This is a genomic window from Myroides albus, from assembly GCF_009711045.1.
Taxonomy (GTDB): domain Bacteria; phylum Bacteroidota; class Bacteroidia; order Flavobacteriales; family Flavobacteriaceae; genus Flavobacterium; species Flavobacterium album_A.
This window is the reverse complement of the sequence record NZ_WMJX01000015.1, coordinates 1-25,284: the sequence shown is the minus strand read 5'-3', so window position 1 is coordinate 25,284 and position 25,284 is coordinate 1. Positions and strand designations below refer to the sequence as shown.

Annotated in this window: 23 protein-coding genes; 11 read left to right on the top strand and 12 right to left on the bottom strand. The window is 33.9% G+C overall.

Annotation, left to right across the window (positions count from 1 at the left end; genetic code table 11):
• Positions 1 to 57 precede the first annotated feature (57 nt).
• Positions 58 to 1,347, top strand: coding sequence for a RagB/SusD family nutrient uptake outer membrane protein (locus GJV76_RS08640; RefSeq protein WP_230381518.1), 1,290 nt, complete (start codon positions 58 to 60; stop codon positions 1,345 to 1,347).
• 226 nt (positions 1,348 to 1,573) lie between these two features.
• Here the strand turns inward: GJV76_RS08640 and GJV76_RS08635 are convergent, their stop codons facing one another.
• A complete protein-coding gene (locus GJV76_RS08635) occupies positions 1,574 to 2,461 on the bottom strand; it encodes a helix-turn-helix transcriptional regulator (RefSeq protein ID WP_196216222.1) in 888 nt (295 codons plus the stop codon).
• 405 nt (positions 2,462 to 2,866) lie between these two features.
• Here GJV76_RS08635 and GJV76_RS08630 point away from each other — a divergent pair, with 405 nt between their 5' ends.
• The 4 genes from GJV76_RS08630 to GJV76_RS08615 all read left to right on the top strand — a co-directional run bounded on the left by GJV76_RS08630 (position 2,867) and on the right by GJV76_RS08615 (position 6,237).
• Positions 2,867 to 3,550: a response regulator transcription factor gene (locus tag GJV76_RS08630; protein WP_155092220.1), complete on the top strand. Its 684-nt coding sequence runs from the start codon at positions 2,867 to 2,869 to the stop codon at positions 3,548 to 3,550.
• Positions 3,551 to 3,552: 2 nt separating this feature from the next.
• Positions 3,553 to 4,830: a sensor histidine kinase gene (locus tag GJV76_RS08625; RefSeq protein WP_155092219.1), complete on the top strand. Its 1,278-nt coding sequence runs from the start codon at positions 3,553 to 3,555 to the stop codon at positions 4,828 to 4,830.
• A gap of 62 nt (positions 4,831 to 4,892) precedes the next feature.
• Positions 4,893 to 5,345 (top strand): PepSY-like domain-containing protein, encoded by a 453-nt coding sequence (locus GJV76_RS08620; protein WP_155092218.1) that lies wholly within the window; start codon positions 4,893 to 4,895, stop codon positions 5,343 to 5,345.
• Positions 5,346 to 5,352: 7 nt separating this feature from the next.
• On the top strand, positions 5,353 to 6,237 hold the full coding sequence (locus GJV76_RS08615) for a PepSY-like domain-containing protein (protein WP_196216221.1): 885 nt from the start codon (positions 5,353 to 5,355) through the stop codon (positions 6,235 to 6,237).
• 283 nt (positions 6,238 to 6,520) lie between these two features.
• Here GJV76_RS08615 and GJV76_RS08610 read toward each other — a convergent pair whose 3' ends face one another.
• The 4 genes from GJV76_RS08610 to GJV76_RS08595 form a co-directional block, all read right to left on the bottom strand.
• Entirely contained in the window at positions 6,521 to 7,351 is an 831-nt protein-coding gene (locus GJV76_RS08610) for a CvfB family protein (protein WP_155092216.1), read from the bottom strand.
• An 11-nt stretch (positions 7,352 to 7,362) separates the two neighbouring features.
• On the bottom strand, positions 7,363 to 8,088 hold the full coding sequence (locus tag GJV76_RS08605) for a hypothetical protein (RefSeq protein ID WP_155092215.1): 726 nt from the start codon (positions 8,086 to 8,088) through the stop codon (positions 7,363 to 7,365).
• Between the two features lie 62 nt (positions 8,089 to 8,150).
• A complete protein-coding gene (gene dnaX / locus GJV76_RS08600) occupies positions 8,151 to 9,233 on the bottom strand; it encodes a DNA polymerase III subunit gamma/tau (RefSeq protein ID WP_155092258.1) in 1,083 nt (360 codons plus the stop codon).
• A gap of 49 nt (positions 9,234 to 9,282) precedes the next feature.
• A complete protein-coding gene (locus tag GJV76_RS08595; protein WP_155092214.1) occupies positions 9,283 to 9,978 on the bottom strand; it encodes a DUF4294 domain-containing protein in 696 nt (231 codons plus the stop codon).
• Positions 9,979 to 10,056: 78 nt separating this feature from the next.
• Between GJV76_RS08595 and GJV76_RS08590 the strand changes: the two genes are divergently transcribed.
• The 4 genes from GJV76_RS08590 (at position 10,057) to GJV76_RS08575 (ending at position 14,452) form a co-directional block, all read left to right on the top strand.
• Positions 10,057 to 11,148: a M42 family metallopeptidase gene (locus GJV76_RS08590; RefSeq protein WP_155092213.1), complete on the top strand. Its 1,092-nt coding sequence runs from the start codon at positions 10,057 to 10,059 to the stop codon at positions 11,146 to 11,148.
• Positions 11,149 to 11,363: 215 nt separating this feature from the next.
• On the top strand, positions 11,364 to 12,143 hold the full coding sequence (locus GJV76_RS08585; RefSeq protein ID WP_155092212.1) for an enhanced serine sensitivity protein SseB C-terminal domain-containing protein: 780 nt from the start codon (positions 11,364 to 11,366) through the stop codon (positions 12,141 to 12,143).
• Between the two features lie 7 nt (positions 12,144 to 12,150).
• Complete coding sequence (locus GJV76_RS08580; protein WP_155092211.1) at positions 12,151 to 12,816, top strand: chloramphenicol acetyltransferase; 666 nt, start codon at positions 12,151 to 12,153, stop codon at positions 12,814 to 12,816.
• 109 nt (positions 12,817 to 12,925) lie between these two features.
• Positions 12,926 to 14,452, top strand: a complete 1,527-nt coding sequence (locus GJV76_RS08575) for an AbgT family transporter (RefSeq protein WP_155092210.1) — start codon at positions 12,926 to 12,928, stop codon at positions 14,450 to 14,452.
• A 50-nt stretch (positions 14,453 to 14,502) separates the two neighbouring features.
• On the opposite strand, the gene GJV76_RS08570 is transcribed toward GJV76_RS08575, so the two are convergent.
• Positions 14,503 to 15,186 carry a phosphoribosylaminoimidazolesuccinocarboxamide synthase gene (locus GJV76_RS08570; protein WP_155092209.1) on the bottom strand — a complete coding sequence of 228 codons (684 nt, stop codon included), beginning with the start codon at positions 15,184 to 15,186 and terminating at the stop codon, positions 14,503 to 14,505.
• Between the two features lie 136 nt (positions 15,187 to 15,322).
• On the bottom strand, positions 15,323 to 16,102 hold the full coding sequence (locus GJV76_RS08565; RefSeq protein ID WP_155092208.1) for an OmpA family protein: 780 nt from the start codon (positions 16,100 to 16,102) through the stop codon (positions 15,323 to 15,325).
• A 270-nt stretch (positions 16,103 to 16,372) separates the two neighbouring features.
• Here GJV76_RS08565 and GJV76_RS08560 point away from each other — a divergent pair, with 270 nt between their 5' ends.
• Entirely contained in the window at positions 16,373 to 16,858 is a 486-nt protein-coding gene (locus GJV76_RS08560; RefSeq protein ID WP_155092207.1) for a hypothetical protein, read from the top strand.
• A gap of 182 nt (positions 16,859 to 17,040) precedes the next feature.
• On the opposite strand, the gene GJV76_RS16120 is transcribed toward GJV76_RS08560, so the two are convergent.
• The 3 genes from GJV76_RS16120 to GJV76_RS08550 all read right to left on the bottom strand — a co-directional run bounded on the left by GJV76_RS16120 (position 17,041) and on the right by GJV76_RS08550 (position 20,206).
• Entirely contained in the window at positions 17,041 to 19,050 is a 2,010-nt protein-coding gene (locus GJV76_RS16120) for a S41 family peptidase (RefSeq protein ID WP_155092206.1), read from the bottom strand.
• Between the two features lie 18 nt (positions 19,051 to 19,068).
• Positions 19,069 to 19,203, bottom strand: a complete 135-nt coding sequence (locus tag GJV76_RS16080) for a hypothetical protein (protein WP_258204313.1) — start codon at positions 19,201 to 19,203, stop codon at positions 19,069 to 19,071.
• A 346-nt stretch (positions 19,204 to 19,549) separates the two neighbouring features.
• Positions 19,550 to 20,206, bottom strand: a complete 657-nt coding sequence (locus GJV76_RS08550) for a hypothetical protein (protein WP_155092205.1) — start codon at positions 20,204 to 20,206, stop codon at positions 19,550 to 19,552.
• Positions 20,207 to 20,663: 457 nt separating this feature from the next.
• Here GJV76_RS08550 and GJV76_RS08545 point away from each other — a divergent pair, with 457 nt between their 5' ends.
• Positions 20,664 to 21,182, top strand: coding sequence for a hypothetical protein (locus GJV76_RS08545; protein ID WP_155092204.1), 519 nt, complete (start codon positions 20,664 to 20,666; stop codon positions 21,180 to 21,182).
• A 130-nt stretch (positions 21,183 to 21,312) separates the two neighbouring features.
• Here GJV76_RS08545 and GJV76_RS08540 read toward each other — a convergent pair whose 3' ends face one another.
• On the bottom strand, positions 21,313 to 22,893 hold the full coding sequence (locus GJV76_RS08540) for a calcineurin-like phosphoesterase C-terminal domain-containing protein (RefSeq protein WP_155092203.1): 1,581 nt from the start codon (positions 22,891 to 22,893) through the stop codon (positions 21,313 to 21,315).
• 762 nt (positions 22,894 to 23,655) lie between these two features.
• Positions 23,656 to 25,284, bottom strand: a 1,629-nt coding sequence (locus GJV76_RS08535; RefSeq protein WP_230381517.1) for an OmpA family protein, incomplete at its 5' end; no start/stop codon positions are given.

Here is a 25,284-nt window from a genome sequence, read left to right as displayed (position 1 = left end):
TTTGTACAATCTATATTGAGTTTACTGTCTCTACTAACATTTACAAGTTGTGACAAGATGCTTGATATAGATTCAAAGGACAATGTAGATTCAGAGCACATCTTCAAGTCTGTCAAGAATTTTGAATATGCTGTATTGGGAACCTATGCAGATTTACACTTAGAATACAACGCGTTGATTGGTTCCATATTAGCTGATGAATGTAGACTATCGCCTGAGAATAATGGCGTTGATGGATATGGAGTTAATCTACATCGATGGACTTACTCCTCAGATGACGAAATACTTTCCGAAATATGGAGTAATTACTACAATCACATTTACCGCATCAACAATTTACTAATCAATGCCCATAAAGTACCCGTAGAAAGAGCGTCAGATCAAGCAGCTTTGAACTCTATGCTTGCTGAGTTACACGGTCTTCGCGCCTTAATTCACTTTGAACTGCACAGGATTTTCGGCGCTGGGGATTATCAATCCAAACAAGCCCTAACCATTCCTTATATCACCACAACAGATGTTTTCTACAAGCCTGGTAAAATTACGCTACAAACCTTCTATGATAACTTGTGGTCAGATATTGATCAAACTGATCAACTAACCCATTCTACCAACAACAGATTAAGCCAAGGTGCTATTGCTGCACTATCTGCAAGAATAGCTTTATATGAAAGAGATTACCTAAAAGCTATACATTACAGTAGTTGGATAATTGAACATCAAGCTTTGGCTACTGTAAAAAACTATGCAAACATCTGGACAGATAGCAATGAAGATGAAGTCCTCTTTAAACTAAAGAGAAACGCCCAGGACAAAGTCAGACCCAATACCTTATGGTATAACTATGCCACAGGTAAAACCTTGTTCTACAGCTCTGAAAAAATAAGGGAATCCTACGATCAAAATGATGTGAGAAACACTTGTTTTCTTGGACAAGAAAACAACAAATACATTGTCAAATACGGAGGAAATCAAAGCAATAATAGAATAAACGACTATAAGGTTTTCCGAACAAGTGAAGCTTATCTTATTCGCGCCGAAGCTTATTTAGCAATTGGTCAATCTGACAAGGCGCTAAGTGATGTCAACACAATTTTGACAAACAGATACCTAAGTAAAAAGCAAATAGAATCAATCAATCAGCAAGTAATTGAACAACAACGCTTACTTGAATTTGCCTATGAAGGGCATCGCTACTTTGATTTAAAAAGATTGGGAAAAGATATTCAACGCAACCAAAACGACTTAGTAAGTCCCATGGATTCCAACCTATTGAGCAATAGTGATGAGCACTACCTGTTGCCTATTCCGCAAAAAGAAATACAAGCGAATCCAAATTTAAAGTAATTGAATTTTTCATTATATAGTGATTGGGGATTGATCAGCGATGGTCAATCCCTTTTTTTGAATAGTTACTTTGAATCAGATTACCCATGTGGTAGTGAAAATAAATAGCAGGCCCCCGCCTGCTATTTATAGAAACAAACTAACCATATTACTTGCTTAACATTGAAAAACACCCATAGTACAAGTAATATAAACATTAATTCCCCAATTAATGTATTGTAAGTGCTTACGCATGGACATCAATGGCTTGGCGCAGTTCACGTATAATTTCTTCCTTTAAAGCTACTGGCTCTTCAATTTTTACAGCTTTGCCAAACTTTAAAATTATTTGTTTTAAATCGTCATTCGGTCTAACCATTAAATTCACTCTAAGTCGACCATTCTGCTGCTCCTCTATCACTTCTTGGGAATGGTGCAATGGAAGGGATTCTAAATAGTGCTTGTGATTTCTATCAAATGACAATACAATCTTTTGTAACTCTTCTTCTACAAGGTGCAACCCTATCACTTCAGAGTACTGTAAGCGAATCTTTTCTACATTGTCTCTAAACCTATCCTTAGTCATCGAAATATCAGTCATTCTCTCAAGATCAAAACACTTCAACTCTTTGTCTTCTTTGGTAACCACAAACCACGTTCCATGATGTTGCTTAAAGAACAAAGGAGAAACTAAATGTTCTTCTTCTTTGTTCTCATACAAAGTATGATAGGTAAATTTAACCTTGTAATTCCTTAACATAGCTCTAAATAGCAACTGAATTAACTCAATAGGAACAGTTCCTGCTCTATCAGAAAACTCAACATATGGTGTAATAGAGGTTCTCTTTTTGGGTGTGGTAGCTAAAATATCAGCCGTAACCGCATTCTTTAAACAATTGAGAACTATTTCAGTTTCTAATTGATATTTTGTTGGGATATAATATCCTTTTTGTCTATTATCTAATTTGACATCTACACCAAAATCAGTACTCAATTCACTTAATGCTCGATATAAAGTTCTTTCGCTAATTTCGATATCGTACTTTTGTAAATGTGCTAATAATTGCTCCCGCGAAGGATATTGATTTTTTTGTAAGAAATTTAAAATTAGAAAGTAGTAGCGCAATTTTTTCATAGTTCCAATTAAGTTGTGTTGTTTGAACATTAAAAACCTATATTGGAATGCGAAAATAAGTTTTTAAGAATAGAATTAACAAAAGTATTTAGTGAAGTAAGCGATTTTATGAGTAAACAACGCTTTTTAAAAGTTCGTTTTGCGAATAAATGTACTATACCAGACAAGAATTACACATATTAAAAGTAACAATATCTTGATTTACAGGTAAAAACGCAACAATTTAAGAGGCGTGCCAAAATTTGTTAAATTATTTTATGTCGCAATTGGAGAATACTTATACTTTAAGCACTATAAGGGCAAATTTTGCCCCTGAGTTCACAATTGATTTGATACTTTTATTTAGCCTATTCATTTTTATGTAAATGATAAAAAACTTACTTTTATAACAAATTGCATCAAAATATGAAGGTATTAATAATAGAAGACGAAAAAGAATTACAGAGAACGATTCAAGAGTCGCTACAAAAGGAAATGTATGTAATCGAAGTAGCTAATACTTACAAAGATGCACTACACAAGATATCGTCTTTTGATTACGATTGTATTTTACTTGACATCATGTTACCTGATGGCAATGGCATTGACTTACTCAAAGAAATAAAAGAAATAGAAAGAAGCGATTCAGTAATTATTGTTTCTGCCAAAGACTCCATTGACGACAAAGTAAGTGGATTAGAGTTGGGAGCAGACGATTATTTGACAAAGCCATTTCACCTATCAGAACTTCACGCAAGGATAAAGTCAGTCTTAAGAAGAAAGAATCAAAATGGAAACAACAGTATTAAAATAAATAATTTAGAGCTATTTCCAGACGAATTTACAGTTCTTGTCAATGGCAAAGAAATGGAGATGAACAATAAAGAATTTGCTTTATTACAATATTTAGTAATCAACAAGAATCGATTGTTAACCAAAGCTGCAATTGCTGAAAATATATGGGGTGATTATATGGATGAAGTAGACAGTTACGACTTTGTTTATTCTCAAGTAAAGAACTTGCGCAAAAAACTAAAGCAATACCAAGCCGATTTAGAGATTAAATCTATTTATGGCATGGGGTATAAATTAACAACTGAAGGGGAATAACAATGAAACTGCATCACCATACTCAAAAGTATCTAACTATAGGAATACTCATAGTCTTATCTATTTGGGTAGCACTTTTCTATACAATTTTACTTGATGAGGTTTACGATAATATCGACGATGGTTTAAAGAATACCAAAATTGAAATTATCAAGAAAGCTTATGATAACCCCGAAATTAGGAATAAGCCACAGTTTGGGCTAAATAACTTTCGCATCACTGCTCTTCCACCTGGAGAATATTCAACGAAAAATTCCTTTGTTACAAAAATGGTCTTCCTCCCTTATGACGATGAAGAACAACCAATGCGTATTTTAACCACCTTTTTTCAAGATAGCAATGAGAATAATTACAAGTTAGAGATAAGAACCTCTACAATCGAAGCAGATGAATTACTACAAGATTTTGGACTTGCTGTATTAGCACTTTACTTTATGCTATTGCTCAGTATTTTTTTAATCAACTATATCGTTTTAAGAAGAGTTTGGAAGCCTTTCCACAGTTTGCTTAGTAAATTAAAAGCATACCGAGTAGGTAATGACTTCAAGCCCGAAACAACCAATAAAATAACAGAGTTTAAAGCATTAGAAGATGAACTTAAGCGAATGATCCACAACATAGAGAATACATTTACCCAACAAAAGATGTTTATCTCTAATGCAGCCCATGAAACCCAAACCCCTTTGGCAATTGCTACTAACAAACTTGAGCTACTATTTGAGGATACAAATTTGACAGACAAGCAAATCGAGCAGTTAGTCAGTGTACACCAAAGTTTAAATCGCTTGATTAAACTAAATCGATCACTATTGATGCTCAGTAAGATTGAGAATCATCAATACACACAGGTTGAATCAATTAACTTTAATGATTTAATACAACGAACTATTGAAGAATTTGAAGACATCTATGAATTCAAAGAAATAAGTGTCGCAGTAAATAAGATTAGTCCCAATCCACTAATTATCACTATGGATAAAGGGCTGGCAATTACCTTATTTAATAATTTATTCAAAAATGCTATTAACCACAATTTTGAATCTGGAAAGATTGAGATTGAGATAAATTCAGATTATTTTTTAATTAAAAACACCAGTTATTCACCAGCATTAGATCCCACCCTTATTTATAATAGATTCTATAGATCTACTACAAATGAACAGTCCACTGGGCTTGGACTTGCTCTTGTTCAAACGATTATCAAGGAAACAAGTGGATTGTCTATCGACTATTATTATCATCAAAATTATCATTGTTTTAAAATTTCTTATTCTTTTTAAAATTCCCAATTCTTTACAGATTCTTGTTTTTACTTTGCTATCAAATAAACAAAAACAATGTTATGAGAAAATTAAAAAGATTATTCGTGAGTGCAAGTTTTATAGCTATTGCTTTATTAAGTATTAACACTACGCAAGCACAAACAGTTCAAATTCAAAAACAAGAACTTCCAAAGAACGCAATTGAGTTTTTAGACAAAAACTTTACTAAGCAAACGATCTCTTATATCACTCAAGAGAAAGAGTGGTTCAGTACAGATTACACTGTTGTATTAGAAGATCAAACTAAAATCGATTTTGACAAAAATGGTAACTGGGAAGAGGTTGAGAATAAAGCAAAGGGAATTCCTACAGATTTTATCTTGCCAATTATTTCTAAGTACGTTACAACAAACTTTCCTAATACTCAAATCATTAAAATTGAGAAAGACAGCAACAAGTACGATGTAAAACTATCTAATAGCTTAGAGCTTGTTTTTAACTTAAAAGGAAATTTTACAAGAATTGATGATTAATAACACTATGAAAAAGAGAATTTTATTATTAGCAACCGTATGCTTATTAGGTTTAAACTTCACAGCATGCTCATCAGATGACAACAGCAACGATTCTAATAGATTCGAAACAATAGATCAAGAACAACTACCTGCTACAACCAAAAATTTTTTAAAAGGAGTATTTCCTGCAAGTTTGGTTAAGCAAAGTGGAAAAGTAAATCATGAGAACTACTATGGTTCAAAGTACACTACTACTTTGGATAATAACGTAAAGATCGACTTTAATAAAAATGGAGATTGGACTGAAGTAGAAACAATAAATAAAACAGCTATTCCTGAAGCTTTCTTAGAGCAAGAAGTTGCTAAAATCAACCAATACGTAAAGACTAATTATCCAAACAATTTCATCATTGAAATTGATAGAGATTATAAAAGAGGATACGAGATTGAATTGAACAATGGATTAGAGATGTTCTTCGATATAAACCAAAACTTCATTGCCTTAGATATTGACAAACACGACAACGAGCAAGTAGTTTCTGCAAATGAGTTACCACAAAAGGCAAAAGACTTTGTAAGTGCTAATTTTGCAAATGAAGAAATTACATTCGTGAAAAAAGAAATAGATGACAACCGAGTAGAATTTGACATCTATTTATCTTCAGGAACATCAATTGAGTTTAACCAACAAGGAGATTGGAGAGAAATCGAAGCAGGAAGACAAGCAACTTTACCAACAGCGTTCTTACCAGCAGAATTAGTACAGTACGTAACTAGCCATTACAAAGAGTATAAATTAGCATCTGTTGAAAAAGATTACAATAAATACAAAGTGGAACTTGAAAAAGGAAGACAAGAAATAGATCTTGAATTCAATTTAAGTGGTAAGTTCTTAAGAATAGATTATTAATAGAAAAGCAGGTAGTTGGGACTACCTGCTTTTTGTATTTCAACAATTGACAACCAATCAAATTGGTTTTTGGGGACTCAATTGTCGACACTGTGTAAAAAGAAAAATTATACCCGCAAGCTACTCTTTTATTTCACAAAATGAGAATTAAATTAGTTAAACCTTCGTGTTTTTTGAGTAAAAATAATACCATATAATACTAAATGCGACTTTTACACTATTCCAAATACACATACAAAAGAAAAGGCCTTGTAATTCATTTTACAAGGCCTTTTCATTCTTATTACTTGACAAGTTCAATTCCCTTATCTGTAATAACTATTTTCTTTTCTTTATACAGCGTACCAACCGCTTTCTTAAATGTCTTTTTACTCATATTAAGCACTGTTTTAATGTCTTCTGGATGACTGTTGTCTGTTAATCCTAAAAAGCCATTATTGCCTTCTAATTCAGCTAAGATTATACCTGCACTATCCAACACCCCGTCATATCCTACCTTACTTCTTGTTACATCTATTTTGCCGTCAGGTCGGATGGATTTAATATATCCTATTACTCGATCTCCTGTACGCAAATCTTCAAATACCTCGTTTTTATAGATTAACCCTTTGTGCTTGTCATTGATAATGACATTAATCCCTAATTCCGTAATATGTGAAACTACCAGTTCAACTTCATCACCTTCATTTACAGTTAATTCAGAATTGTCCAAGAACTGATTCAAACGACTTGATCCTACCAAGCGATTTGACTTTTCATCTAATGACATATATACTAAGTATCTGTGTCCTTCTTTCATAGGTCTTGCTTGTTCTCTGAAAGGAACAAATAAATCCTTCTCTAAGCCCATATCCATAAATGCACCATACTCGTTGATATAGCTAACTTGTAAAAGAGCAAACTCATTGATGTAGATATACGGTTCTAATGTAGTAGCAATTAATCGCTCCTCTTGATCTAAATAAACAAATACTACAATTTCATCTCCTATCTCAAATTTCTTTGGTACATATTTATTTGGAAGTAAAATATCTTTCTCTCCATCTGTTAAGTATAAACCTACACTCGTTGTTCTGGCTATCTTTAGCGTATTGTCATCTCCTATCTTAATCATATACTTATATATTAAAATTCTAAATCAAATGTTTCTTTAAGCAAACGAACATTCTCATTCAACTTAATAAAATGATCTAATTTATCCTTATTATCAAATACTTTCTTTACTAATTTTATTTCTTCATTCACTTCTATGATAATTTCAATATCATAGTTGCTCAGTTTTTTTCTTAAGTGATTTACTAACTCATATTTATTCTCATCAAAGCTCAGTTTCGAACCATGATTTGGCAATTCCAAATAAATTATGTGTTTTTCCAACCTTGGTTGAGTCATTCCCATCAACGAAGACATCAACATATAACCAGTTCGACTTAACTTCTGCATATATAACTGCCATTCGTTCATCATTTGCTCGAATGAAAACAACAGCCTTGGCAAATCTTCAGGATCGACAATATTCTTTTCTAAAGACGACTCTAACTCCCGTTTCTTTCTGATACTTGAAAGTGATAAAGCATTTACGCGTTTATTGTTTTGAGCAAATGAACCTTGAAGATTCTGTTGAGTAGTATCTTGCTGCAGTTGATTATTATCAACGGGCTGGTTTTGAATTGAAGCACCACCTTGCTGAATTTGGTTGTTATCAAATGGTCCATTCTGCATTGGAGCGCCACCTTGCTGCATTTGGTTGTTATCAAATGACTGGTTTTGCATTGGAGCGCCACCTTGCTGCAGTTGATTATTGTCAAATGACTGATTCAGATCAACAGCTGCACTAAGAGGATAAAGCATCCCTTCAACATTTACGGGTGGTAATTGCTGTAAGATTTCTTTTAATCGATCTGGAGAAACAATTATTGATTCATCTTTTTTTTTTCGCCATCAATGGCTAAAGAAGCTAACTGCATCAAGCAAAGCTCTACTAATAATCTTTGATTCTGACTGGCTTTGTACTTTAAGTCACAGTCATTAGCTAACTCAATTCCACTCAATAAGAAAGGGAAAGGTGCTCTTTGCGACTGTTGAACAAACAATTGTTTTCCATGTTCTCCTACTTCCAGTAATGATACTGTTTCAGGAGTTTTAACAACCATCAGGTTTCTAAAATGAGAAGCTAAACCAGCAACAAAATGATGACCATCGAAACCTTTTGCCAAGATGTCATCAAAAGCAGTCAATAAAGCCGGAATATTACCTGATAAAATCAAGTCTGTTACACGAATATAGTATTCAAAATCTAATACGTTTAAATTCTCAGCAACTGCTTGTCTAGTTAGGTTTCTACCACAATAAGACACTACGCGATCAAAAATAGAAAGCGCATCTCTCATCGCTCCATCAGCCTTTTGAGCAATGATTCTCAAGGCGTCTTCTTCATAATTAATTCCCTGACTTCTTGCCACAAGTGCCAAGTGATTTGCTGCATCGTTAATCGTGATTCTCTTGAAGTCAAAAATTTGACAACGCGATAAAATCGTAGGAATAATCTTGTGTTTCTCAGTAGTAGCTAAAATAAATATAGCATGTCTTGGAGGTTCTTCTAACGTCTTTAAAAAAGCGTTAAAAGCTGCTGAAGATAGCATGTGAACCTCGTCAATAATATACACTTTGTACTTTCCTGTCTGTGGAGGTATTCTTACTTGGTCTATTAGATTACGTATATCATCAACGGAGTTGTTTGACGCGGCATCTAACTCAAAGACATTAAAAGTAAAATCCTCTGTAGGATCATCATAACCTGGTTGGTTTATCTTTCTTGCTAAAATACGGGCACAAGTAGTCTTTCCAACTCCCCTTGGACCAGTAAAAAGCAAAGCTTGAGCCAAGTGATTGGTCTCTATAGCATTTAGCAAAGTATTGGTAATAGCTTGTTGGCCTACAACATCTTGAAATGTTTGTGGTCTATATTTTCGGGCAGATACGATAAATTGTTCCATTAGCATAAATATTAGGGCAAAGGTAATTTTAATTTTCATATTGCGAAAATTATTCGCGCAACTCTAATGGGAAAAATTGATCTTCTGTTATTTTCTCTTGCCACAATAATCTCAAATCGTTAAACTTTATTTCTCTTGCTCCCCTACTATATTCTATTTCATATCGATAGAACAAATATTGGAGTTGAGTTTCAAGATAAAAGTCGTTTAAATCTATATCTGGATGATATTCACTTTTGAGATTCAAGCTAAATGTTCTCGCGGTTGTATTAGACCAAAAGGCAGTCCAACCGCTTTTAAACTCTTTGATTAGCTGAAAGGCAGTTTGACCTGTTTCACGGTCAATCAGTTTTAATAATATCTTACCATCGTTACGCGAGAGCTTTTTCAGTTTTTCTTTAAACTGCCCTTCCAGATACTTTTGAGATCGCTTGATATAGGTTCTCTTATCTCTTTTTGACTCTATCTTCTCTAGGTTTTCGTTCAAGATTATCAAATTCTGAGCTGTAGCTTTAGCATAAGGATAAACACGGCGAATGCGATTGCGAAGAATTATCATATCTCTACGATACTTTTCTTCTTTCATGTCTACGCCAATAAATATTTCAGGCATAGATACACTTTGAATTGTATCTCCATCAATAATCACTTCAGAGGGAATTTCCGGTGTAGGCAATAGCTCTTTTTCCTGTCCAAGACATGGATAAATTGCGAAACAAACAATAAGCAAAACAAATCGTTTCATAAGGTTAAATATACCCAAAATTAGCTATTTTAATTGAGTTATAACACTTTTCTAATTAAATTAGCGAAAAAACTAAACATGAGCACAAACAAGATTTTGAATGAGGATTCAATGGCTTTTTTAGAAGCTTATTTAAACAATACTTCTGCTACAGGACACGAGGTAAATGGACAAAAGTTATGGATGCAATACCTTAAACCTTATGTAGACACCTTCATCACGGATACCTATGGAACAGCTGTCGGGGTTATCAATCCTGATGCTCCTTATAAAGTAGTAATTGAAGGACATGCTGATGAGATTTCTTGGTATGTAAAATACATCACTGATGATGGGTTTATACACGTGATAAGAAACGGTGGTAGTGATCATATGATTGCACCTTCAAAACGCGTACATATACATACTAAAAAGGGAATTGTAGAAGGTGTATTTGGCTGGCCAGCAATCCACATTAGAAATAGAGCTGGAAAAGAAGATGCTCCAAAAATTGAAACAAACTTTATCGATGTAGGATGTGAAACAAAAGCTGAAGTAGAAACACTTGGTGTTCACGTAGGCTGTGTTATCACATACCCTGATACATTTACAGTGTTAAACAACAACAAATTTGTCTGTAGAGCAATTGACAATAGAATTGGAGGTTTTATGATTGCTCAAGTGGCAAGACTCTTAAAGGAGAACAATAAAGTATTGCCTTTTGGACTTTATATCGTCAATGCAGTACAAGAAGAAGTTGGTCTTCGCGGAGCTGAAATGATTACCCAGACCATTAAGCCAAACGTTGCTATAGTCACAGATGTGTGCCACGATTCTAATACTCCTATGGTAGAGAAAAACATCGAAGGAGATAACAAAATCGGTAGAGGTCCTGTTATCGGATATGCACCTGCTATTCAAAATAAACTAAGAGAGCTAATTGAAGATACAGCTGTAGCAAACAATATTCCATTTCAGCGTAATGCAATGTCACGCGTTACAGGAACTGATACGGATGCTTTTGCTTATAGCAATGGAGGTGTTGCCTCTGCACTTATTTCCTTAGCATTGCGTTATATGCATACAACTGTTGAAATGGTTCACAAGGATGATGTAGAAAATACAATCCGCTTGATTTATGAATCAGTACTAAAGATAGAGAATAACGATACTTTCTCTTACTTTAAATAACAAATATGGAGGCTGTTTTAAATAACAGCCTCTTTTTTTAATTGTAGTTGATCAAGCCCATTGCCCATTAGTAAACCGAATATTACTCCTGCATAAGATCAATGTCAATCTCATTTCTTACTGCGTTTGATCCAATATATTCCCATTCAATTTCGTTGTATTTCTTGACTTGAACCAATTAATTAATGTACTTTTGAATAAAACAAATTAAGAAAATGTCTTTCTACAACAAAAGCAAAAAAAACACAGGTAAAATCAATAAGAATTTGACTTTAGCTCAAATTATTGAGGAAGCTGCAACCAAGCCAGAATACAGAGCATTGTTCTACGAACGCATGCTTAAAGATTATATATATGTTTTAGTTGAACAAGGTTATACTAATTCTGAACTTACAGTTGGTATTGACCCTCATGTTCCAATTATAGCCCTTGACAATGGTGTAATCCCTGTATTTACAAATCCCGACAGGATTTATGATTCAGGAGCAATTACACAAGAAATGGATTATATAAAGGTTAGAGGCCGTTCTTTCTTGGAATTGACCATTGGGAATCAAATCATTGTCAACCCTTTCTCTAAATACTACAAAGAGTTAATTCCGATAGAAATTTCTGAAATGCTAAACGGATCAATATTTACTCCAAAACACAGTCCTGTTATTCACACTAGAATGAATGCTCTGATTGGGGCACCAGAACAAAGTCCTACAGCGTTACTCAGTGATTTGTCAAATATGTTTAAAAGCATTATTGCAATTACCCACGCTCATATAGGATGGACTTTTATGGATCAAATTGATACAAATGCTCATTATATTATTGCCATTGAAACCGAAGGAGAATTGCCATTTAGCCAAATAGCAAAACTCACTTCTACAATCTGTCAACAACATTTAAAAGCAGATGAAGTAATTGATATAGTAAAACTTGAAAAAGGAGGTGACTTTAGTGAGTTCTTTTACAATCAGTCCACGCCTTTCTATTCGAAAAAATAATTTATAAATGCACTCTAAAGCGATATTTCACCCTATAGATCTTGAGAATTGGCCACGTAAACCTTACTTTGAGTATTATCACAATAATTTAAAATCAAAGTATACTGTCAGTATTAAAATTGACATTACTACTCTTTTTCACAAATACAAGGATAGTAACTACAAGTTCTTCCCTATTTTCCTATATGTGATTATCAGAGCCATTAATAACAGCGAATCCTTTCGCACTGTTATTTACAATGGACAATTAGGACAGTGGAGTTTTATGCAACCATCTTTTACAATATTTCACAAAGACGATTGTAGCTTCTCGGATTTATGGAGCGAGTATCACGAAGACTTCCAAGAGTTTTATAATATAATCATTCAAGATATTAACACGTACAAAGATAAAAAGGGAATTAAAATAAGAGAGAATCAACCTGCTAACTTAATTCCCATATCTTGTGTACCTTGGATAAACTTTGAATCCATTAGCCAAGACACGATACAAGACTCTAATTTCCTTCAACCTATTATTCGATTTGGCAAATACTACACAGAAGGAAATAAAGTTAAAATCAGCCTAAGTATATATGTCAATCACGCTATTGCCGATGGTTATCATACATCTATGTTTTTACAAGATATCCAGAATCTATGTGATAATGTTGAGAATTGGATGACTCCCTAATTACTGGGCATTAGCGCAACGATTAAGAAAGTTTTCTGTTTTATTATAATTATTCTTAACATAACGAAAAAGTACTATATTGCGACTTTTAATTAACTAAGAATATAGAATGAGTACAGAAACAAAGAAAAGTTTAGTAGATCGGTTTTTATCTTCGGTAGAGCGAATCGGAAATCTACTACCCCACCCAGCAACCTTATTTGCAAGTTTTGCACTATTAGTTATTGTTGCTTCTTGGATAGCTAGTTTTTTCAATTTATCGGTAATACACCCTGGAACAAAAGAAGAAATACAATCTTTTAATCTTGTCAGTGCAGAAGGACTTCATTTAATACTGACTAAGATGGTGACTAACTTCACCAACTTTGCCCCACTCGGTACAGTACTTGTTTCCCTATTGGGAATCGGTATTGCGGAGGGATCTGGACTTATTGGGACTGTACTTAAAAAAATAGTTCTATCCTCACCTAAAAAGCTTTTAACCTTTGTAATCGTATTTGCTGGTATTTTGTCAAATACTGCAAGTGAAGTTGGTTACGTATTACTTGTTCCTTTAGCTGCTATTATATTCCTGGCAGCAGGAAGACATCCAATAGCAGGGTTAGCCGCAGCATTTGCGGGAGTATCTGGAGGCTATAGTGCTAACTTATTACTTGGTACTATCGACCCTTTATTAGCTGGATTATCTGAAGAAGCGGCACGAATTATTGATCCTACGTATGTAGTTAACCCAGCTGCAAATTATTACTTCTTATTTGTCTCTACCTTTCTTATTGCCATTTTAGGTACTTGGGTTACCGAAAGAATTGTAGTTCCAAGATTAGGAGAATATAAAGGTGATGAAGAGGCTATATCTATTGAACCATTAACTAAACTTGAAAAAAGAGGACTTATTTACGCGCTAATTGGCGGGTTGTTATTCACTGCTTTTATTCTTGGTGGTTTAATTCCTGAGAACGGATATTTAAGAAGTGAAGATGGACAAATACTAAAATCTCCTTTTATGTCAGGAATAGTTGCCTTATTATTCATTGGTTCAGCAATTGGAGGTATTGCTTATGGAATTGGTGCCAAGACAATCAAGAACGATGAAGACGTTATGAAGGGAATGTCTAAGGCAATGCAAACATTAGGCTCATATATTGTTCTTGTCTTCTTTGCTGCTCAATTCGTAGCCTATTTTAACTGGACAAACCTCGGTTTAATATTTGCCATAGAAGGAGCTGAAACACTTCAAAAGTCAGGTTTGGGTGCAATCCCATTGATGCTTGCTTTTGTTATTGTATCTGCATTGATTAACTTGATTATGGGAAGTGCATCTGCTAAATGGGCAATTATGGCACCTGTTTTTATACCCATGTTTATGCTATTGGGATACTCACCTGAGTTAGTACAAGTAGCTTATCGCATTGGTGATAGTGTCACTAATATAATCTCACCGATGATGAGTTATTTTGCTCTTATTGTTGCCTTTATGCAGCGATATGATAAAAAAGCTGGTATTGGAACCATTGTATCCACTATGCTCCCATACACTATTGTATTCTTTATTGGATGGTCTATCTTGCTGATCATTTGGATATGGTTTGGAATACCAATTGGTCCTGGAGCACAATTAGAAATAGCAGTACAATAAAATTACTTATAGATATAAAAAAGCCCTCACACAATGTGAGGGCTTTTGTTTTATTTAAAGAACTCCTTTTCGAGTTCTAATGGTTCAATATACTTATCTCCTTTATAAACTCTCATATTCCCACCAGATATTTCATCTATTAGGATAATATCATTTGTAGCTTTATCACGTCCAAACTCTAACTTGATATCATATAACTCCAAACCTTTAGTTGCTAATTCCTCTTTAATATAGCGACAAATCGTTTTTGTTAATTGCTTTAATGCTTCATATTCTACATCAGTTAAAATGCCAAGCATACTCAAAGTATCTTTTGAAATAGTAGGATCTCCTCTTTCATCATCTTTAATTGTCAATTCAACCAGACTATCTAAGTGATCTCCCACTTGCACATATGCCCCATATCTTCTATAAAAGCTCCCTACAGCTCTAAATCGACAAATGACTTCTAAGCCTTTGCCAAATGGAATCGCTTCTTTGACAACCATTGAAACATCTTCTATATCAGCTGACACATAATGTGAGGGTACCTTCTTAGTTTTTAATAATTCAAAAAAGTGTTTGGTCATTCTAAGTCCACTCTTCCCAACTCCTTCGATAGAAAGTCCTACAGTATTTGCTCCAGGGTCAAACACCCCATTCTCACCAGTTACATCATCCTTAAACTTTAATAATACTTGATTACCTCCAATTGAATAAACATCTTTTGTTTTTCCTTTGTACTTAAGTTCCATAAAATTGTTGTGTTGTTATTATTGACCAAAAATAAGATAATTCAACCAACCTTGCACATTAAAAAGCACAAAAAAAGCTCCTTATTTGTAATATTTACAAATAAGGAGCTTTATACTATTTCAACAAACTAAATTTTTATATAATTTCAAAATCACATCTTCTATTCTCTTGAGAAGAAGATCTTGCATAGCTATCTGATTTTCTTGGAATATCACTGTTAATAGTTTCTACTCTTGTACCTAATCGATCTCTTGAAATTCCCTTAGCAATCATATAGTCGTACACTCTAGTTGCTCTTCGTTCAGTTAACCATTCGTTGTACTTCGAATTTCCTCTTGTATCATTATAAACGTGAATTCGAATTCGAATAGAGTTGTCTTGTCTCATCAAATTAACAATTTGATCAACAACTGATTTATTCTCAGGCGTCATATACGAACTATTAAAATCGTAATAAAAAGTAGGCAAAGTCACAAAGCTATAATCTGTTCTACTTACTGTTAAGCTCCTACTATTATCTACCCTCTCTTCTTTAAATCTTGCACGCGCCTCAGTTTCTTTAGCAGTATAAGACGTGTTATTTTTTAAAGCGCCTTTATCCTTTAAAAGACCAAAATTAGCAACAACACCATCTTCTATTTGATTAACTAATACTTCTGCCTTTGTATAATCTTTTGCTGTCCCCACTATCTTATGTACTAACGCCAAGTCTTTAGGTTCAAACTCATATTGACCACTTGTATTAGTATAAACAGTCGCAATTCTATCTCCTTTCTTACTATAAAAAGTAATATCCCCTTCAGCAATTGGAACATTCAGCTCCTTATCAAATATCTTTCCTTCAATTTTTTGAGCCGAGACAGTAGTGCTTCCCATCAGCAATACACCACATACAATTAAATACAAATTTTTCATAATTACTTTTTTCCTAGAATCTACTACACTCAAATATACAAAAATAGTTAACACTTCAATAAAGAAACATTTTTTATTTATAAAAGCAACTAATCAAATAATACACTGTAGTGTAAATTATTAATATCAAATAAGGTTAACATCCTTACTATACTCACAAACCAAACACTTTAATATAATATTTACTAAAAACCACACAAACACAAGCTTATTTTAATAATTAGTTTTTATACAAAGCAAACAATTATTGTTATTCATTATCAAAAAAAAATGAGACAAATACTTCTACTACTTATCCTTTTCAAGGTTGCTTTAGCATTCAGTCAAAAGAACAACCATGACAATAAACCATATCGCATTGTACCTGTCTACGAAAAAAGTCTTATTCGCATTGACGATATTCTTGAAGGTAATGATAACTACAAATACCTAATGAAAGAGAGAAAGCTTAAACAAGAGCTACTGACCTACTTTCAATCCTATATTCCTACTTTATCCAGTATCAAGAAGATGGAAATAAAAAACGAACAAAACCTTTATTACCTCGTTCTACAAACCAATACTCATACAATTGTATCTTTATTACACCTTGTTACAATTCTCCGTAGTGAAGCAACCTTTTTCATGCTTGGCAAGAACCATTGCATTAACCAACATCCATTTACAAGTTTATGTTTTCCAAAGGATGATGGGCTCACTTGCCTCAACAAACAAAGCTCTTGTCTAAAGTTTGTTAGAGATATTACTATTAGATAAACTATCAATAATAGGAGGTTCTAATTTGTAAGAATTATTAAAGGGTAAAGGACTGGACTTGCTAAGCAAAACTGTAACGCAAAGTCGACTCCTTAAATTATAAAAATAAATACTAGCAAGGTTTCTGACAGTGAAAAAATCCAATAGATAAAATATTTCATCGTTGATTTAATATAAAAAAACTACCTCATCAATAGCTCTTTTGCTTTTTCTAATACTTCATCTTTACCCTCAATAATTCCTTTACGAGTAATATTTACTTCTACATCGGGTTTAATCCCCTCACGTTGTGTAACATTACCACTAGGGTAATAAATTCCTGCACCTCCTATTAGAGCCACTCTATTACCTGGCAAAACTACTTGAGCTGTATCTCCATTGGTTCCTGCTGTATGTGCTCCTACTAAGGTAACATTATCACCTGCTTTTAAAGCCATGATAGCGTATTCTGAAGCACTCTGACTAACTTCGTTAATCAAAACAACTACTTTTCCTTTATACTTAGTCTCTCCTGGTTTTATAGTTAACTCCTTACTAAATTCAAAAGCCCCTGGAAAGCTTAAAGTAGGAAATAAATTTTTTAAAAAAGGAGTCGGTTTACAGACAAAATAGCTTCCTAGGCTATGAGGTACAAATGCAGATGGATAATTACGAGCATCAATAATAATACCTTTAGTGTCACTAAACTGCTTCTTTACTTCCTCTATATCCTCATTAGTTACATTTGCTAAAGTGATATACCCTATATTATTATTTAAAAGATAATAGCCTTTTTTGGTTCTATCTACTTTGAAAGTATAGTATATATTTAATTCTTTGCGTTTATATAATTTGAGATCAATACTTTTAGACTTATTTCCTGATAAGTATGTGATATTGAGAATCTCTTTTGGCGAGCGCAATAAGTCTCGTTGTAAATCTCTATAATACACTGCATCATTAGAGGCTGGATAGCGATTCTTATTTCTAATCTCTATCGATGCTAAAGTTTCTTGATTGATATGAGTTACCTCATCCCCAACTTTAATTTCTATACCATTCAATAATTCTGGATTGTATATTTCTGTGACTATCCATTTACCTTCTATCTTATTTAAACGTATAGGTGCATGATATTCTCCTAATGATTGTTCAATAGCATTATTACCTGCTAATAACAATGCATGTGAATCATTCAATTCAGTTAGCAAGGCTGTTAAAGCTAATTCATAAGCTAATTCTGTTGAAGCATCAATAAATGGTCTTAAGTGAGTGCTTAATACCTCTGACCACTTATTATCAATCAAACTTTTATATGGATAGAAATACTCTACCATATTCCAATAACGATATAAAGCTAGTAATCTAAAACCAGTATCTGGCAATGCAAATTGCTCATATGGTCGCTCATTTATATAATCTGCTATAGGAACATACCTACCCTGAGTAAGGTAATAATGATCTTCTGTTAATGGAAAATTTGCAATTGTTTTTAATCTACTTTGCAGTTCATGGTTCAGGTCATACTTACTTATCCAATCCATAGCAATAGAGTTTTCTATTTCTTTTGAAGAATGAGGTAGTGTACCCAAACTATCAATCCAATTTAATAATATCTGCTGTGTTTGCTCCTTCGTCTTAACTGATAAATACTTTGGTAGTATTCTAAAAAGTTCATAATCCCAATTATACTCACCTTTAGCTATCATTGGATGATGATACTTTAAAAAGCCCCAAAACTGTCCAAGTAAAGCTAGTTTATCCAAATCTTCTTCATTGTAATTACTTGGTATCTCAACTTCAGAGCCATTATCAAACATCTTATCTAAGTCTGCCTTATAGATAGGTTTAGTATAAACTGTACTATTTTTATAATCTTGACCATCAATTTTCAATTCTACTTGATCTACCCAAATAGTACCGCTACCTTTCAACATTACGCCTATACCTATTTGATCAATATGACTCTGCTTAATTGCTTTCTTTAAACTAATCTTCTGCCAATCATTAGTACCTTTGACTCCTTTAACCTCAGCATATTGGATAGGCATACGAGCATCTGTTTTATAAAAAACTCCAGCTGTACCAGTAACTTCATTTGTTTTTAAATACACAGTGAGTTCCATTTCCTTACCTATATAGGTATTTGGAAACTCAAAATACACACCTCCAAAATCTCCATATGATGATTGCTTGTCTTGATTATTAATCACAAGGGACTGTTTTCCTTCTTAAACAACATCAACGCTAACAGTATAAGTATATTTATTACTTCCTATCTGTTGCCATAAATTAGTAGGTAGATCTACATTAGAAGATTCAAACCCAAAATTGTCTGCTAAAGATTGAGCAGTAGAATTTATCATTGCCAAAATGGTAATAATACAAAGTATTATTTTTTTCATCACTATAGTGTTTAAGTTGGTTTAGCTTTGGAAGTTAATTACAAATAGTTAAAAAACAAAACCCGCCGTACAAAGTCTGTAGACTCTCAGCTATATAACTGCACACTACACTAACCTTCACTGCCCAAAGTCTCACTACTTTGAGCTATATAACTCTGACTTCTTTATTGCCATTTTAATTCTTGTATTTTTTCAGTGTAAATATACTCATCAGACCGCTTTTAGCCTAATGTTTACCTCGCCTATATCCGTCCCTATCTTGCCTTTATTAAGACAACTTACAGTTAGTCGACCTTACACTTATAATCTATTGTCTGATGTTAGTGATCTGAAAACTATTCGCCACTTTATTAAATGATGACTCCCATAGTTCCGAATCTTTTACGCGATAAGATACAATCAACCTATGTTGCCTATCGTAATTTTGAAAAATATATGTGTGAACCTTCACTAAGGGATTCTGGCCTAACTGACGGATGTAAGACATTTTGAAAATAGTATAGCCTTTAATCTTCACCATAGAAACACCTAACCATTCTACGATCTTCAAATTCGTATCATACAACATATCCCTCATTTCATTCTCTGCAAGAGAACTAATTTCAGCTAATTCACTTTCAGGCAAATCTTCCACATCCTTCAACTTAAAATAATCTCCAGGGCCGGATATATCTGTTTCTATGATAATTCTTGCATACATAGCAAGACCATCCTCTGTAAAATCATTAATTCCCTTAGGTTGGAAAACAATGCGATTCTCAGAAACTTCTTCTCCTAACATTCTTGTACCTGCTTCAACAAACTTCTTACTAAACTCCTCGTACTTCCCTTTTTGTAGTTCCATTGTACTTGGGATCAGAATAGTACCTATACTTGGTAACTCAACTTGTTCATAAGTAACATCTTGAGCATAAACAGATCCTCCTAAAAACAATATCACAACAAAAGACAATAACTTTCTCATAGTCAATACTTCAATATATACCTCAAATTTATAACATTATACCTTTATGCTCTCATAGTTTTCCGTAAACTCTATCATTATCTGAATAAGATCGCAGCGACCGACGGGCAAAGTCTGGGGAACTGGGAACGGGGAACTGAAAACCGAAAACCGAAAACTGGGAACGGAGGACCAAGCGTGAAGAAAATGTCCGGTGGACATTTTTAGCGAAGGGGCCAGGAGGCGTGGTGGATATTTAGGGAACTGAAAACTAAAAACTGCTGCGCAAAGTCTCACGACTTTGAGCTATATAGTGAAAACACCCTTTTGACACTTATTACATTACTTGCTAATTTCTTGAATACAGATTATTCTCTCTTTTCAAACCAAAGCTTAACAAAGTTCAGGTATTGATATTAATTCAAAAAAGGAGTAACTTTAAAGTAGAAAAAATAGAATAACATTAAATACTGTAATTATGAAACTCGAAAATAGAAGTTACGAATTGCAACAAATTACAAGTTCTGACGAGCAATTGATAGTGTTATTACTTCTGCAAAAGAGATACATTGAAGCGTGTAAACTCTGTGAACAGGAAGAAGATTCAGTACAGAACTTTTTCAACAAAGGAATAGCTTACTATTATTGCCAAGGCTATGAACTTGCACTTTCCTGCTTCAAAGAGGCACTGTCATCGATTGCTCATTTACTAGGAGATAGCTCTGAGAGTATGGTGAGTAAAGAGAACATAGAAAAACATTTTTACAACAAGGAAAGAGAAGATTTAGAAACGCTGTGCATGCAGGGAGTGACAAGACTATACGTCAATCACTTCACTGAAATTACTCGGTTTTACTTGCTGTGCAATATTCTAATGTGCATGGAAAAATTGGAAATGTGGGCCGAGATAGACACCCTAAGCAGTACGATGTATGGCAAACAAAAGATCAGTTTTGTTCAAAAACTACTTGCTAAATCAAATGCCGAAAAACAATAAAGTCTTTTATACCCTAAACAAATAGCCCAACAGCAGATGCTGTTGGGCTACTTTAACACAACGAATTTGCGTAGGCATATTCTTTTAAAAGCCAATAGACTTTTTAAAAGATAACACCTTATGAAAAAATTTAATACTTACTCTTTTCTATTCTGTAGGTTTTCTTTTCTGTGTACTCTCTACCAAACATGTCTTTTACTCTTACTTCGACCGTATGCTCACCAACTCCAATATTGAAAGGTAATTTAGCACTCCATAGATGTGATGAGTTAATTGGATTTGAAGGTTTTCTACCTCCAAGTAGTTCATCTGTCAAGTCATATTTTTGTACTTCTGCATAAAAAGCTGGATCTACCCCATTCTCTTTATTCATTTTCTTCCATTGTCCTTCATTGACTCTGTACTCCACTTGATCGCGCTCTGTTCCCATGAAGACATTAGCATAAACGCGATAGTTACCTGCTCTTTTGTCTGCCATAACCTTTGGCATGAACAATTCCATCTTGTAATCTTCAGATTCTCCAGAAACCTTATAATCCAGTGCATACTCATTCCCCTTTACAACTAAAGTAGCATACCCTCTTGGCGTACCATCTCTCATGGTAGAAGCAGGAACCCCTAACTCGTTAAACTCTCCAGAATACCAATCTCCAGAGGTAGTTCCTACATTGTATTCGTGAATCGGCTTAACTCCTGACCATCCATGCTCCTTGGTATAGAATTGGTGCATTTGATAATGCGTATGAGCTGATAATACCAAAATATTCTCATGACCACTTAACACATCTAACAACTCTTGTCTTGATTCTTGATCAAAGTGCTTTTCGCCTCCGATAAACAAAGGAATATGTAAAGAGATTACGACAAGTTTATCCTTGTCTACGTACTTTAAATTATTCTTGACAAACGCTATTTGATCTTTTCTAAAACCTCCTAAATATCCTTTCTTCTTGATAGGATGTGGGTATAGAATATCGTCTAATACGATAAAGTGTGCTTCTCCATAATTAAAAGCATAGTTTGCCGGTCCGAAGTTTTTCTCGAAAGTTTCGTCAGAGTATATATCTTCTGTTGCCTCATAGTTCATATCGTGATTTCCCATGACGTTATACCACGGTAAGCCCACTTGCTTCATCACATCCTTATAAGGTGTATGCAAGTCTAACTTATCTCCCACTAAATCTCCTAAGCTAATCCCGAATGATATTCCCTTTGTTTTGTGTTTGACCTCATCGACAATTGCCTTTTTAAAATAATCCAATTCTTGTAAACTATAAGGTTGTGGATCTCCAAAAATAAAAGCTTTAAACTCAGCAGACTCCTCTTGTGCTATCATGGCAAAATTGACTTCTTTTGGCAATTTACCCGTTGGAGCCACCCCTTCGTACTGAGTGCCTTTAGGCGATCCTTTCGGCTTATGAGTTACATAAGTTTTCGGTAAATTGTACTGATCAACAGCTGTAGTATATTGACTTGGTTTAATCACAAATATCTGGTTATCGCCTGTTAAAGGTAATTCGTAAAACCCCTTATGATCTGTTTGTACAACATCAACTCCGTTTGATACACTAACGCCCGAAAGTACTTCTTCTTTTCTTTCTTTTTTGCCATTTTGATTTTTGTCTACAAATACATACCCTTTTACGCTATTTTGTCCTACTGCAACAACTGCAGTCAATACAAAAGCAAGAGTGTAAAATCTTTTTTTCATCTTTTTATTGGTTTATAAGAGTAATGATGGCTTGTATATCCCTTCTTCGCATTCTGAAAATTAGATAGTACAAAACCACTACTGAATCAATACACAAAAGTAAATGTGCAATATTAACTGACTTTTACCCTATTGTTAAGATTAGAGGGCGTATATTAAATTACGGTGATTTATCAGGATGAGATATGAAAAGAGCAAGACAATACTTCATTACATCATAAAAAAATAAAAGCTCTAAGTGATTTAGAGCTTTTATAAGGAAACAACATATAACTTAATAGAAATTGATTCTATAATAGTTCAAATTAAAAAAGAGTAAGGTCTTATAAGATGTAGACAAACTCAAATAGATATAAACGAAAGAGTTAAGTATTTACCTCTTATTCATTTATCACTTTACAAAAGTAGACAAAGCTCTTAGGCTCTGCTAATTTTTTTCCTTAAAAAGTCTATAAAAATGATGAACTAATGTCTTTTTGCGAATATGTAGAAATAGATGTTAATCTCTATTTTAAATGATAGCCTTTTTTGATAATATTTTTTTGTTAGTCCTTAATTTTTTAAAGTATAATTCGCTTTCTTTTTTCGAAATATTCCATATTTGGTACTTTTTAGATATTTATTAAGATAATTAGGTACTTTTTATCTTATTTCATCTCCCTAATGGGTACAAAAAAAGGAGTTGCTAAATAATTCAGCAACTCCTTTAGGTTATTTCCTTACAAAGTAGATCCAAAGACCTAACTATGCATAATCAAGTGGTTAAATATCTAAAATAATAAATTCACTTCTTCTGTTCTCTTGATGTTGTGCTTTAGTACAAGGAACATTGTTCTTACACTTATTCACTAACTGTGATTCACCATATCCTTTACCAGATATTCTATCACTCTGAATACCTTGTTTAACCATCCAGCTGATTGTAGATTTGGCACGTCTATCTGATAGTTTCAAATTATAAGCATCGTTACCACGACTATCGGTATGCGAGCGAACATCTATTTTAAGTTGAGGGTACATTTGCAAGACTTCCACAACTTTTGCTAATTCAATTGCTGCATCAGGACGAATATTCGACTTGTCAAAATCAAAGTAAATTGGCTCTAATTTCAACTTCTTGAACAAGTCATCGTCTTTTTCAATCTTCTCCACAATCGGATCAAGTCCGATATTCACTTCATTAAAAGCGTCAAATTCACGGCCAAGTACTGTTGTAACTTCATTGGTGTTATATCCCTGTGCACTTGCTTTTAATCTAAACTTGAAGTTACACGGTAGTGATTCAGTGATATAAGCACCATTCTCATCTACGTTATACTGACCGATTTCTTTGTAGTTATTGTCATATAGAACAACAGTGGCAGTTGGGATAACAAAAGTTGTACTGTTATCAAATACCTTACCTCTGATTTGTTGTTTACAATCCACTACTTGAAAGAAGTAAATATCATCTCCACCCATACCAGCTTCTCTATTAGAAGAAATGAAACCTTTGCGGTTTTTATCATTGATAAAAAAGGCGAAGTCATCACCAGGACTATTAATTGGTGCTCCAACATTAACAACTTTAGACAGGCTACCATCTACGTTAATCTTAGCTTTATAAATATCCAATCCTCCAAGACCAGGGCGGCCATCTGAAGAAAAGTATAAGAAATTGTCATGAGATACAAACGGGAATGTTTCTCTTCCTTCTGTATTTATTTGACTTCCTAAATTAACAGGCTCACCAAATGAACCGTCATCGTTGATTGCAACTTTAAAAAGGTCAGATTGCCCAAGGCTCTCTTTTCTATCTGAGACAAAATACAAGAGCTTTTCATCAGGAGACAACGCAGGATGAGCTGTATTGAAATCATCTGAGTTGAATGGCAACTCCACTGCTTCAGACCACGTACCATCACTTAACCTACTTGCCTTGTATAATTTGAGTAAGATGCTGTACTGTTCATTGTGAACTTTCTTGCCTTTTTTGAAGTTATTACGCGTAAAGTACATGGTTTGCCCATCTTTAGTAAAAACAGCAGAAGCTTCGTTAACCTTTGTTTTGACAGATTTGTCAAATAACTCCGGTTCAGAAAACTCACCATTTTCGTTTACTTCGGAGAAGTATAGACTTGTAAAGGCCTCATTGGTCCATTTGTGTCTTTTTCCCTCTCTTGTACTTTCTGTATCTCTTGCCGAGGTAAATACAAGCTTATTGTCCAACAATGCTGACCCATAATCAGAGTACTCGCTATTGATTGGTAAAGGCTTCACGTCATATCGCTTAATAGTCGCGTTTATTTCATCAAGGTAAGTATCCTTATCAGCTATAAACAACTTTCCTCGACTATCCTCTTGCTCAATACGAGCAAATTCAGCCAAGTACTTGTCGGCACTCTCATAGTC

Bases quoted from the DNA above. Each gene is read 5' to 3' on its own strand.
- GJV76_RS08640 (WP_230381518.1), top strand. From the start codon at position 58: ATGCTTGATATAGATTCAAAGGACAATGTAGATTCAGAGCACATCTTC.
- GJV76_RS08635 (WP_196216222.1), bottom strand. From the start codon at position 2,461: ATGAAAAAATTGCGCTACTACTTTCTAATTTTAAATTTCTTACAAAAA.
- GJV76_RS08630 (WP_155092220.1), top strand. From the start codon at position 2,867: ATGAAGGTATTAATAATAGAAGACGAAAAAGAATTACAGAGAACGATT.
- GJV76_RS08625 (WP_155092219.1), top strand. From the start codon at position 3,553: ATGAAACTGCATCACCATACTCAAAAGTATCTAACTATAGGAATACTC.
- GJV76_RS08620 (WP_155092218.1), top strand. From the start codon at position 4,893: ATGAGAAAATTAAAAAGATTATTCGTGAGTGCAAGTTTTATAGCTATT.
- GJV76_RS08615 (WP_196216221.1), top strand. From the start codon at position 5,353: ATGAAAAAGAGAATTTTATTATTAGCAACCGTATGCTTATTAGGTTTA.
- GJV76_RS08610 (WP_155092216.1), bottom strand. From the start codon at position 7,351: ATGATTAAGATAGGAGATGACAATACGCTAAAGATAGCCAGAACAACG.
- GJV76_RS08605 (WP_155092215.1), bottom strand. From the start codon at position 8,088: ATGCTTTATCCTCTTAGTGCAGCTGTTGATCTGAATCAGTCATTTGAC.
- dnaX (WP_155092258.1), bottom strand. From the start codon at position 9,233: ATGGAACAATTTATCGTATCTGCCCGAAAATATAGACCACAAACATTT.
- GJV76_RS08595 (WP_155092214.1), bottom strand. From the start codon at position 9,978: ATGAAACGATTTGTTTTGCTTATTGTTTGTTTCGCAATTTATCCATGT.
- GJV76_RS08590 (WP_155092213.1), top strand. From the start codon at position 10,057: ATGAGCACAAACAAGATTTTGAATGAGGATTCAATGGCTTTTTTAGAA.
- GJV76_RS08585 (WP_155092212.1), top strand. From the start codon at position 11,364: ATGTCTTTCTACAACAAAAGCAAAAAAAACACAGGTAAAATCAATAAG.
- GJV76_RS08580 (WP_155092211.1), top strand. From the start codon at position 12,151: ATGCACTCTAAAGCGATATTTCACCCTATAGATCTTGAGAATTGGCCA.
- GJV76_RS08575 (WP_155092210.1), top strand. From the start codon at position 12,926: ATGAGTACAGAAACAAAGAAAAGTTTAGTAGATCGGTTTTTATCTTCG.
- GJV76_RS08570 (WP_155092209.1), bottom strand. From the start codon at position 15,186: ATGGAACTTAAGTACAAAGGAAAAACAAAAGATGTTTATTCAATTGGA.
- GJV76_RS08565 (WP_155092208.1), bottom strand. From the start codon at position 16,102: ATGAAAAATTTGTATTTAATTGTATGTGGTGTATTGCTGATGGGAAGC.
- GJV76_RS08560 (WP_155092207.1), top strand. From the start codon at position 16,373: ATGAGACAAATACTTCTACTACTTATCCTTTTCAAGGTTGCTTTAGCA.
- GJV76_RS16080 (WP_258204313.1), bottom strand. From the start codon at position 19,203: ATGATAAATTCTACTGCTCAATCTTTAGCAGACAATTTTGGGTTTGAA.
- GJV76_RS08550 (WP_155092205.1), bottom strand. From the start codon at position 20,206: ATGAGAAAGTTATTGTCTTTTGTTGTGATATTGTTTTTAGGAGGATCT.
- GJV76_RS08545 (WP_155092204.1), top strand. From the start codon at position 20,664: ATGAAACTCGAAAATAGAAGTTACGAATTGCAACAAATTACAAGTTCT.
- GJV76_RS08540 (WP_155092203.1), bottom strand. From the start codon at position 22,893: ATGAAAAAAAGATTTTACACTCTTGCTTTTGTATTGACTGCAGTTGTT.